The sequence below is a fragment of the Paraglaciecola mesophila genome (assembly GCF_009906955.1).
In the GTDB taxonomy this organism is placed as follows: Bacteria; Pseudomonadota; Gammaproteobacteria; order Enterobacterales; family Alteromonadaceae; genus Paraglaciecola; species Paraglaciecola mesophila_A.
The window spans coordinates 2,960,816-2,972,500 of sequence record NZ_CP047656.1; the positions used below are offsets into that span (position 1 = coordinate 2,960,816).

The 11,685-nt window shown below is 45.0% G+C and carries 5 protein-coding genes, 2 rRNA genes and 1 pseudogene (1 of these 8 running past the window's edge); 6 read left to right on the plus strand and 2 right to left on the minus strand.

The features are described from left to right. Positions 1–4 precede the first annotated feature (4 nt). From FX988_RS12785 to FX988_RS12810, 6 genes and pseudogenes are all read left to right on the plus strand, one after another. Complete coding sequence (locus FX988_RS12785; RefSeq protein WP_254700608.1) at positions 5–907, plus strand: GGDEF domain-containing protein; 903 nt, start codon at positions 5–7, stop codon at positions 905–907. Further along, positions 908–1,930: an AraC family transcriptional regulator gene (locus FX988_RS12790; RefSeq protein WP_160180355.1), complete on the plus strand. Its 1,023-nt coding sequence runs from the start codon at positions 908–910 to the stop codon at positions 1,928–1,930. 176 nt (positions 1,931–2,106) lie between these two features. Further along, positions 2,107–2,796 (plus strand): translesion DNA synthesis-associated protein ImuA, encoded by a 690-nt coding sequence (imuA, locus tag FX988_RS12795; protein ID WP_160180357.1) that lies wholly within the window; start codon positions 2,107–2,109, stop codon positions 2,794–2,796. A gap of 9 nt (positions 2,797–2,805) precedes the next feature. Continuing rightward, a complete protein-coding gene (locus tag FX988_RS12800; RefSeq protein WP_160180359.1) occupies positions 2,806–4,260 on the plus strand; it encodes a Y-family DNA polymerase in 1,455 nt (484 codons plus the stop codon). A 2-nt stretch (positions 4,261–4,262) separates the two neighbouring features. After that, positions 4,263–7,355, plus strand: coding sequence for an error-prone DNA polymerase (locus tag FX988_RS12805; protein ID WP_160180360.1), 3,093 nt, complete (start codon positions 4,263–4,265; stop codon positions 7,353–7,355). Between the two features lie 59 nt (positions 7,356–7,414). Continuing rightward, a pseudogene (locus FX988_RS12810) lies at positions 7,415–8,329 on the plus strand (IS630 family transposase). A 503-nt stretch (positions 8,330–8,832) separates the two neighbouring features. Here the strand turns inward: FX988_RS12810 and rrf are convergent. Beyond that, a 5S ribosomal RNA gene (gene rrf / locus FX988_RS12815) occupies positions 8,833–8,948 on the minus strand. A 171-nt stretch (positions 8,949–9,119) separates the two neighbouring features. Beyond that, positions 9,120–11,685, minus strand: a 23S ribosomal RNA gene (locus FX988_RS12820); it runs 319 nt beyond the window's last position.

Sequence of the window (11,685 nt, forward strand, 5' to 3'; positions counted from 1 at the left end):
CACTATGAATATATCCTTATTAAGTCGTCACCAGAATTTGGTGTCGCTCACTGCGGCATGTCTTTCGCTATCAATAAGCTTGAGCTTTGGTTTAGGACAATTGAAAGATTGGCAAGAGATCAGCTGGCTGGATATTTTAGGCGAAGGCAGCATCGCGCTGCTCTCACTGATCTGGGTGTTTTTTATCTTAATTAGCCGCCCCCCAGGGCGTGTGACTACAGGCTTAGTCGTGGGTTTAAGCTGCTTCATGCTTTCTGCCTTGCTGGATTTATTTGATGAATTTGTGCATTACCAAGCTGCCGCCGCAGGGCTGAGTTTAATTGAATCTATCCCTGCAGGTATCGGCATGCTGATCATGAGCTACGCATTGTGGCATTGGCATCAAGAGCAACTCGCATTAAACCGTCAGCTATGTCGCCGTGAAGCTAATACCCGTGAGCATGGGCAAATTGATTTCATCACCCAATTGTACCGCGCCGACTACATGCGCGGGCAGATAGACATGCAACTGCGCACCAAAGATGACAGCCCCTTTTCGATAATGATGTTAGATATTGATAATTTTGATCGCTTTAACCGTCAATTTGGCCCTCAAGAAGGTGACAGGTTATTGCGTGAAATATCAGAACTGATTTTAATGAACCTACGTACTACGGACTTGGCCTGCCGTTATGCCGGAGATCGATTTATTTTATTGTTGCCAGGTACCGACTTACCCCTTGCCAATGAGCTGGCACAGGATATTCGACAAGCTATCTCTCATCTTGCTTTTAAGCCTTATGAACAAGCATCACCGATTTTTCACTCAATGACGATTGCCACTGAAGCTGCTCAAGCTGGGGACGCAGTTGACAGCATTATCAGTCGTGTTAATCGACGCCTTGATGACTATAAGCAACATGCTTAAATGGCACGACAAGTGACAGCATATCGCCCACGATACCTCAGCTTAGAGGACAAATGCTTACCTGCTCATCAGCTTGCAGCAAGTTTGATGGACTTGGCAATCAGTAGAGGGGCGAATAAAGAACGTTTGTTACGAGGCACAAAGATTTTCTATCAAGATATTAAATCAGGGCGCGCTCTGCTAAGCCCAGCCCAATTATTAGCATTAATGGCCAATGCCCAGTCTCAGGTAGCCAGTCACGATTGTTCATTTTTGCTTGGGCGACGAATATTTCCTGGTAATTACGGGCATATTTCCAATGCTTTATTACACAGTCGTGACTTAAAGGATGCTCTGCGTTTATTGCAGGTTTTCCGGTTGCAAATTTGTCCCTTTATGCACGCTTATACCTATCGGGATAATCAACAGCTGCATCTGGTATTCAACGATGCTTTAGGGTGTGCTGCTCAATGGCAATTTATTACTGAAAGTTATTTTACCGCACTGGTGGCTGGCACCCGTCTCTTGCTTGATCGTAGAGTACCCTTTCATTTTGACTTTCCTTTTGCCAGACCAAGGCATATTCAAGAGTACGAAGAGAACCTAGGTTATCGACTTAATTTCTCTCAACCATTATTACGTATTCGCGTTGATTTACCTTGGTTAGATGCGCCTTTTCTACAGCAAAGTCAAAACCTTAAGTGGCATGCGATACGGCAATTAAAGCAGAGCGAGCCAGCTCGACTTGGCTTTATCGAAGCCATCAGAAACCACCTGCGTCTTCATCGTCAGCAAACTTTACAAGACACAGCTAGCGCCTTTGATATGAGTCCAGCGACGCTAAAACGCAAGCTAAAACTTTACAATATACGCTTTCAACAACTACAAGATGAGCTAGGTATGCAGCAAGCTATTCATCTACTACAAGTGAAAAAGCTGAATAATGAAGACACAGCGAGCCTAATGGATTTCTCTGATGTACCCAATTTCAGACGCGCCGTTAAACGCTGGACAGGCTCAACCCCAAGTCAATTGCGCCTATAATACCAATTCAGGTTAATAAGCGATCACTTGTTAACACGGGTTGGTATCACCCCTTCGCAAAAAATAAACGTTTTAAAATCAATCGAGTTTACGATCTTGTTGCTGCGCTTCACGGCAATTCCTTGCATATCTTGTCATGTTTCATATACTGTATTTATATACAGTAATGGTGATATATGAACTCAACAATCGATCAACTTAAAAACAAGCGATTACTTTGGCAAGCTAGCCAAGTGAGTGGTGCTCACAAAACCTTGCCTAGCGGTTTTGATAGTCTCGATGCTTATTTAGAGGGAGGGTTACCTGAACAAGGTGTCGTAGATATCAGTAGTCCAATTGGCATCGGTGAATTACGACTATTGCTGCCTAGCTTTGTATTACGCCAACAAAGTAGTCAAAAGCTGCTGGTTTTTATTGGCGCTCCGGCTCGATTGAATGCGCCCATGCTGGCTAAAATGGGCTTTGAGTTATCACGTATTTTAATTATCGAACCTAAAAATGCAAAAGAGGCGCTGTGGTCAACAGAGCAGTGCTTAAAAAGTGGTTGTTGCGATGGTGTGTTTTTGTGGCATCAAGGGTTAGAAGTACATCAAGCGAAACGCTTGCAGTTTGCGGCTGAAACTGGGGAAGCATTGAGTGTTGTTTTGCGTCAGCAGCAACCCATGTCGTTTTCTCTACCAGTTGCATTATCCCTCGCGTTAACTCCCTGTCCAGAAGGGATAAAGGTTACAGTGACCAAACGTAAAGGGGGAAGTCTCAGCCAGCCATTTACTGTGAATATGGCTCAAACTTGGCCATCCCTAACACGACAACCAACGTCATCTAATATTGTGCCTCTACCTAGGATCCATAGCCTCACAGGCTAATAAGACAGCATGCAACCTTTATGGCTTTATCTGCACTTTCCTAATTTGCAGCTCGACTCTTACTCTATTCTAGACTCATCCTCTAGGCAGCGCTCTAACGAGCAGCTAGAGCCAACTCAGGATGGCCTTGAGACACCTGTGGTCATCCTTGATATGCAACACGGCATTGTTCAACTTAATCAAGCTGCTAGATTCACTGGTATCAAACCTTATATGAGTTTAGGCACTGCGGCTGCTTTACATGGTGGGTTACAAGTTGTGCCGTTCAATCCAGAGATTGAAAAACAGCAGTTGAGTATGATCGCACATCGATTATATATGGTGGTTTGTGATATTTGTTTTTTCAGTGAGCAAGGCTTATTGCTTCGAATAGACAACATGCTGCGCTTGTACGGCGGCTTGCTGCAGTTGTGGAATATAATACAAACACAGCTAGCACCATTAAACGTCGAGTTTAATTTTGCCACTGGTAGTTCTCCATTAGCCGCTAAATTGCTTGCTCTTAAAAAATGGGATCACATTACTGACGATCCCAAATTAATGAAACAGGCACTGAAGCAAGTCGATTTAGCCTTTACCGAGTTATCTCAAAAAGACATTACCAAACTCAATAGTGTAGGCGTGAACACGGTTGAGCAATTATTTGCTATTCCCTTTAGCGATCTACACAAACGTTTCGATACTCAGGTGATCACTTATTTAGGGCAATTAAGAGGGGACTTTAAACATCCGGTCAACTTCTTTCATCCTGCGCAACGCTTTGAACAATACATTGAACTTTTATATGAGATTGAGCGCAGCGATTTATTACTTCACCCAATGCATAAAGTACTTTCAAATTTAGAAAATTTCTTACTTCTAAGAGATGAATTGACTCAAGAGTTAAGCTTTACTTTGTATCAGCGAGACCAAGAAAACATCGAATTTTTGGTAGGGGCTCAACAGGGTGAATACCGGGCTAAAGATTGGTTAGCATTGCTCGCCTTAAAATTAGATAACCTAATATTAAATGCTCCTATCGTCGCCCTACAATTAAACGTAAAAAACACCTTTGTTCGCAGCCCGGATAAACATGATTTATTTTTAGGTAAGCAAGGAAAAATTTCGCGACTACAGCTTATTTCGCTACTACAAGCAAAGTTAGGTGATGATGCGCTTTTTAGCCCCATGACCGTCAACGACTACCGACCAGAACGAGCATCTCAATATTGTTGCGCACTAACCGTAAACGAGCAAAACCCTATTTATCGCCCTCCACTTAGGCCAAGCTTCTTACTGCCTGAGCCTAGCTTGCTTACTCAACATGTTTCCATTGTGCATGGTCCTGAACGCATCAGCACAGGTTGGTGGGATCATCACCCTGTGGTGCGAGATTATTTCATTGCAACTAGTGAGCAAGGGCAATGGTTTTGGGTGTTTAAAACACCCGATAATAAATGGTTTTTACAAGGCATCTTTAGCTAGCTATGCCACTTGGAAAAACCCGATATGCTGAGTTGTTTTGCCAAAGTAATTTTAGTTTTTTACAAGCAGCATCACACCCAAGCGAGCTTATTTATCAAGCTGACTATTTAGGTTATCAAGCACTTGCCATTACTGATGAATGTAGTGTTGCAGGAGTAGTGCGCGCTTACTCCGAAATAAAAAGTAAAGATCTTAAGGTAAAATTAATTGTCGGTAGCTTGTTTCATTTTAATGCTGAACTAACCCTCGTCTTGCTGTGTCCAAACCATCGAGCTTATTCAGAGCTCTGCCGAATTATAACCAACGCTCGACGCCGCGCAGAAAAAGGTCAATACCAGCTTGATTTATGGGATCTAAAAACCACTAAACATTGTTTAGCGATTTGGCTTCCTAGTGGGAGTATAGAAGCAGATCAACACTGGGCAAACTGGCTGAACAAATACTACCCAGCCCGTTTATGGCTAGGTTATCAGCGCCATCTACTCGCAGATGAACACTTATATCAAACCCATTGCGAAAATCTTAGTGAACAATACAGCATCCCCATCACCGCTTGCGGGGGTGTTCTCATGCACTCACCTGAACGCTACGAGCTACTTTGTGTATTAAATTCAATTCACAAAGTAAATAATATCGAACATTCAGTGGGAAAAATCCCACAAAATACTGAGCGTAGCCTAAGGCCTATTAACAAACTAAAAAGGCTGTATCCAGCGAGATGGCTAGCTGAAAGTGTCAGCATTGCGAATTTATGCACGTTTGATTTAAGCGAGTTGAGTTATCAATACCCTGCTGAGCTTATCCCAGAGGATGCGACCCCTACTTCGCACCTACGCGATTTAGTTAAAAGAGGCATGTCAATTCGATTCCCCGAAGGGGCAAGTTTTGCAATAAAACGCATTATTGCAAAAGAGCTTAAACTGATTGAGGAATTAAAATACGAATTTTTCTTTTTAACCATTTCAGACATAGTTCAGTATGCAAAATCTCAGCATATTTTATATCAAGGTCGAGGCTCAGCAGCAAACTCTGTGGTCTGCTATTGCCTAGAGATTACCGCTGTCGACCCGAGACAAATCTCGGTTTTATTCGAGCGATTTATCTCAAAAGAGCGCAACGAACCACCAGACATTGATGTTGATTTTGAGCACGAAAGACGTGAAGAAATTATTCAATATATTTACAAAAAGTATGGTCGAGAAAGAACGGCTATTGCAGCTACAGTAATCTCATATCGTCAAAAAAGTGCGATCCGCGATGTAGGAAAAGCATTAGGTATCCATGAGTCTCAACTCGACTTTTTTATTAAAAATATTAATCGTCGAGATAAAGCACTTAACTGGCAAGCACAAATTACAGAGCTGGGTTTAGACCCAAGCTCTGGTAAAGGTAAACATTTCATTCACCTAGTAAATGAAATTAAAGGCTTTCCCCGTCACTTATCACAACATGTTGGCGGCTTTGTGATCTCAGCCAACCCACTCTATCAACTCGTGCCTATTGAAAATGCTTCTATGGCCGAACGTAGTGTTATTCAGTGGGACAAAGATGACTTAGAAAGCCTAGGACTGCTAAAAGTAGATGTACTAGCACTGGGTATGTTAACCGCCATACGAAAGACTTTTAATTTGATTGAGCAGCATCACAATAAAACAATTTCAATTGCCGATATTACCCGGCTGCCTAGCGATCCCGATGTGTACGCCATGATACAAAAAGCAGATACAGTCGGGGTATTTCAGATTGAATCTCGCGCGCAAATGACCATGCTGCCCCGCTTACGCCCAAAGTGCTTTTACGATTTAGTCATTCAAATTGCTATTGTCAGACCCGGACCGATTCAAGGTGATATGGTGCATCCTTTTCTAAAACGCCGAGACGGCCTTGAGCCTGTTGAGTATCCATCAAAAGAAGTTGAGTCGGTATTATCTCGCACTATGGGTGTGCCAATTTTTCAAGAACAAGTAATTAAAATCGCTATGGTAGCGGCCGGCTTTAGCGGTGGTGAGGCAGATCAGCTTCGCAGGGCAATGGCCAGTTGGAAGAAAACTGGCGAACTGATTAAGTTCAAAGATAAGTTAATAAAGGGCATGTTGAGCCGTGGTTACAAAAGCCAGTTCGCAGAACAGTTATATAAACAGATTTGCGGTTTTGGTGAATATGGCTTTCCTGAATCGCATTCAGCCTCTTTTTCCGTATTGGCTTATGTCTCTTCTTGGTTGAAATACTATTATCCAGAAAGCTTTTATTGTGGCCTACTCAATAGTTGGCCCATGGGTTTCTATACCCCAGATCAACTTATACAAGACGCTAAGCGCCATAGTATTAAAGTGCTACCTGTATGCATTAATGCCTCATATTATGATCACGTTATAGAGACAGCCAACAACCAACTTTCACTTCGTTTAGGTTATCGACTAATTAAAGGCTTATCCCGAAAGGAAATGGAAAGCTTTGTGAATTTGCGCCCAAATAAAGGCTTTAGTGAATTAGCTCAACTTAAAGAGTCAGGCTTAACTAAGGCATCGTTAGAAGCATTGGCTAGCGCCAATGCATTTAGCCGTATTAGCGATAACCGCTACACAGCCAAATGGCTACTTATGGACTCAGAAAGCGAATTACCGCTGTTTAAACAACTAACTATGGATAATGCATTTAGCCCTGAGCAGCCTAGCGAGCTGAACGTCTTACTAGAAGATTATCGCACCACAGGACTGAGCTTAGACTCTCACCCAGTACGTTTACTCAACCGAGCCGGTTTGCTGGGCCGTTATACGCCAGCGGCTGAACTAGACACTATTGCCCATAAATCTGTAGTCAAGGTCGTTGGCTTAGTAAAAGGAAGGCAAAGCCCAGGTACTGCATCAGGCGTTACTTTTATCACTATTGAAGATGATACAGGCAATAGCAATGTAATCGTATGGCAAGCAACCGCTCGCGCCCAAAAACAAGCCTACTTAAAAGCGCAAATACTAAAGGTCAACGGTATATTAGAAAGAGGTGATGGGGGCGTAACTCACATCATCGCCGGAAGGTTGGAAGACCTTAGCCACTTAATAGATGAACTAGCCATCCACTCAAGAGATTTTCATTAATACCAATTACATTAATAGTATGATCTAATATCAATATTGTTAACCACCTATACAGACTGATGCTTCAAGAAATAGATTTTGTAGGACTTGCTAAACAAGAAACTGATGGAAGACGACGGATAAGGTTACTAGCACTAGCCCATTTTAAGGACGGAATGAATCGTGCAGCTATTGCCAGAGTTCTTAAAGTGAGCAGAGGCAGTGTCAATAAATGGGTCGCCAACTTTCTTAAAGATGGTATGTCTGGTTTACAGAGCAAGTCACCACCGGGACGCCAATGCAAATTAACACCTAAGCAACTCAAAGCATTAGCCGCTTATATTGATCAGTTTAGTCAGTCCGATACTGGTGGTCGCCTACAAGCGTCCCATGTACAAAAATTCTTATCTGACAAATTCGAAGTCACTTATCAAATATCCAATATTTACCGTTTGATGCATGAGTTAGGTTTTTCGTGGATCACCAGTCGTTCGGAACATCCTAAGCAATCACAATTAGCCCAAGACGAGTTTAAAAAAATTCCAAATTGAATTGTTCAATAGGATCCCAGGGTATGTAGCGCTAGACTGAGTAGATATTTGGTTTCAGGATGAAGCTAGGTTTGGCCAGCAACAGGCACAACTGAAGCATTGATAGCGCCTTGGGTTAACAAAGAGATAGTGCAACAACACCTTAATTTGATATCCAAACGTACTGAGAGCAAACGACACGCGGTGGTGATCATGGATGGTGCGGGCTGGCATACAGATGATATCGCCAAGGATTTCACTCACCTGAGTATTATTAAACTCCCACCCTATTCGCCTGAGTTAAATCCAATAGAGCAAGTATGGAGTTGGCTCCGCCAACATCATTTAGCCAACCGCTGTTTTAGTGTATACAGTGACATAGTTAATGCATGGAATCACTTCGTGTCTGATATCAAACACGTAAAAACGCTGTGTGCTCGAAGCTGGATTGATATGGTCAGTTAATTAATATAATTGGTATTATACCGTGGCTACTACAACCCTGAAGGTTTGTTGCCGGGTTGCCTTTGCGCGAAGCGCATATACGAAAAAGCCCTGACCGTTTTTTTGGTCAGGGCTTTTTCGTGTAATGGGAGTCTGACGGTGTCTTCCCGCATCCGCGTTGTCTCGCATCGCGGTTGGCGCATCGGATGCCGCGCAGCGCGGCTGTCGCATGGGGGTGAAAGCGGGTCTTTTAGGAACGTAGTTCCTGCCGCTTGAACGGGCAGCATGGATGCTGCACTGGAGGTAGCCCCATGGATGGGTGAAAACGGTGCTTTCTGGAGCACCGCTCCAGCCGTTTGAACGACACGCCAAGGATGGCGTGGCTGGGTGCGCTTCATCATGGACGTGTTTATACCGTGGCTACTACAACCCTGAAGGTTTGTTGCTGAGTCGCCTTTGCGCGAAGCGCATATACAAAAAAAGCCCTGACCGTTTTTAGGTCAGGGCTTTTTCGTGTAATGGGAGTCTGGCGGTGTGCTACTCTCGCATGGGGAAACCCCATACTACCATCGCCGCTAATGCGTTTCACTTCTGAGTTCGAGATGGGATCAGGTGGGGCCGCATCGCTATGGCCGCCAGACATAAACTGTTATTTATCAAGCCAAAGCTCAATAAATCAATATGTAAAAGCTGATGCCGCGCCTCGTAAGGTCTGGCTGTAATCATCGCTAAATCTCTTTAGTCTTACTCTTGATTAAATACTTGTCATACAAACAACACGCAAACTTATAAAAAGTCACTTGGGCGTTGTATGGTTAAGCCTCACGGGCAATTAGTACAGGTTAGCTTAACGCCTTGCAACGCTTCCACATCCTGCCTATCAACGTCGTAGTCTTCAACAACCCTTTAGGACAGTTAAACTGCCAGGGATGACTCATCTTGGGGCTCGCTTCCCGCTTAGATGCTTTCAGCGGTTATCGATTCCGAACGTAGCTACCGGGCAATGCTCTTGGCAAAACAACCCGAACACCAGCGGTTCGTCCACTCCGGTCCTCTCGTACTAGGAGCAGCTCCCCTCAATCATCCAACGCCCACACCAGATAGGGACCGAACTGTCTCACGACGTTCTAAACCCAGCTCGCGTACCACTTTAAATGGCGAACAGCCATACCCTTGGGACCGACTTCAGCCCCAGGATGTGATGAGCCGACATCGAGGTGCCAAACACCGCCGTCGATATGAACTCTTGGGCGGTATCAGCCTGTTATCCCCGGAGTACCTTTTATCCGTTGAGCGATGGCCCTTCCATACAGAACCACCGGATCACTATGACCTACTTTCGTACCTGCTCGACGTGTCTGTCTCGCAGTTAAGCTGGCTTATGCCATTGCACTAACCTCCTGATGTCCGACCAGGATTAGCCAACCTTCGTGCTCCTCCGTTACTCTTTGGGAGGAGACCGCCCCAGTCAAACTACCCACCAGGCACTGTCCGCATTCCCGATTAGGGAACAACGTTAGAACATCAAACGTACAAGGGTGGTATTTCAAGGATGACTCCACGCAAACTGGCGTTCACGCTTCAAAGTCTCCCACCTATCCTACACATGTAGGGTCAATGTTCAGTGCCAAGCTATAGTAAAGGTTCACGGGGTCTTTCCGTCTAGGTGCGGGTACACAGCATCTTCACTGCGATTTCAATTTCACTGAGTCTCGGGTGGAGACAGCGTGGCCATGGTTACACCATTCGTGCAGGTCGGAACTTACCCGACAAGGAATTTCGCTACCTTAGGACCGTTATAGTTACGGCCGCCGTTTACCGGGGCTTCGATCAAGAGCTTCGCTTGCGCTAACCCCATCAATTAACCTTCCGGCACCGGGCAGGTGTCACACCGTATACGTCATCTTTCGATTTAGCACAGTGCTGTGTTTTTAATAAACAGTCCCAGCCACCTTTTCACTGCGGCCGCCATTCGCTTAGAGAGCAAGTCTCATCACAAACAGCGGCGTACCTTCTCCCGAAGTTACGGTACGATTTTGCCGAGTTCCTTCACCCGAGTTCTCTCAAGCGCCTTAGTATTCTCTACCTGACCACCTGTGTCGGTTTGGGGTACGGTTCGATATATCATAAGTTTAGAGGCTTTTCCTGGAAGCAGGGTATTTGCAACTTCAATTCCGTAGAATCTCGTCTCGTGTCTCAGGCATGTAGAATCCCGGATTTACCTAAGATTCAACCCTACACACTTTCACATAGACAACCAACGCTATGCTTGCATAACCTTCTCCGTCCCCCCATCACTGATATACCAAGTACGGAAATATTAATCCGTTTCCCATCGACTACGCATTTCTGCCTCGCCTTAGGGGCCGACTTACCCTGCCCTGATTAGCATGGGACAGGAAACCTTGGTCTTCCGGCGTGCGGGTTTTTCACCCGCATTATCGTTACTCATGTCAGCATTCGCACTTGTGATATGTCCAGCAAACCTCTCAGTTCACCTTCAGCCACTTACACAACGCTCCCCTACCACGCATAGTAAACTATGCGTCCGCAGCTTCGGTATATTGCTTAGCCCCGTTACATCTTCCGCGCAGGCCGACTCGACTAGTGAGCTATTACGCTTTCTTTAAAGGGTGGCTGCTTCTAAGCCAACCTCCTAGCTGTCTTAGCCTTCCCACATCGTTTCCCACTTAGCAATAATTTTGGGACCTTAGCTGGCGGTCTGGGTTGTTTCCCTCTTCACGACGGACGTTAGCACCCGCCGTGTGTCTCCCGGATAGTACTCACTGGTATTCGGAGTTTGCAAAGGGTTGGTAAGTCGGGATGACCCCCTAGCCTTAACAGTGCTCTACCCCCAGTGGTATTCGTCCGAGGCGCTACCTAAATAGCTTTCGGGGAGAACCAGCTATCTCCCGGTTTGATTGGCCTTTCACCCCCAGCCACAAGTCATCCGCTAACTTTTCAACGTTAGTCGGTTCGGTCCTCCAGTTGATGTTACTCAACCTTCAACCTGCCCATGGCTAGATCACCGGGTTTCGGGTCTATACCTTGCAACTAAAACGCGCAGTTAACACTCGCTTTCGCTACGGCTCCCCTATTCGGTTAACCTTGCTACAAAATATAAGTCGCTGACCCATTATACAAAAGGTACGCAGTCACAGAACAAGTCTGCTCCCACTGCTTGTACGTATACGGTTTCAGGTTCTATTTCACTCCCCTCACAGGGGTTCTTTTCGCCTTTCCCTCACGGTACTAGTTCACTATCGGTCAGTTAGGAGTATTTAGCCTTGGAGGATGGTCCCCCCATATTCAGTCAAGATAACACGTGTCCCGACCTACTCGATTTCACTTAAAATTCGCGTTCGTGTACAGGGCTA

Coding starts and splice junctions, on each gene's coding strand:
- FX988_RS12790 (WP_160180355.1), top strand. CDS start 908: ATGGCACGACAAGTGACAGCATATCGCCCACGATACCTCAGCTTAGAG.
- FX988_RS12805 (WP_160180360.1), top strand. CDS start 4,263: ATGCCACTTGGAAAAACCCGATATGCTGAGTTGTTTTGCCAAAGTAAT.
- FX988_RS12800 (WP_160180359.1), top strand. CDS start 2,806: ATGCAACCTTTATGGCTTTATCTGCACTTTCCTAATTTGCAGCTCGAC.
- imuA (WP_160180357.1), top strand. CDS start 2,107: ATGAACTCAACAATCGATCAACTTAAAAACAAGCGATTACTTTGGCAA.
- FX988_RS12785 (WP_254700608.1), top strand. CDS start 5: ATGAATATATCCTTATTAAGTCGTCACCAGAATTTGGTGTCGCTCACT.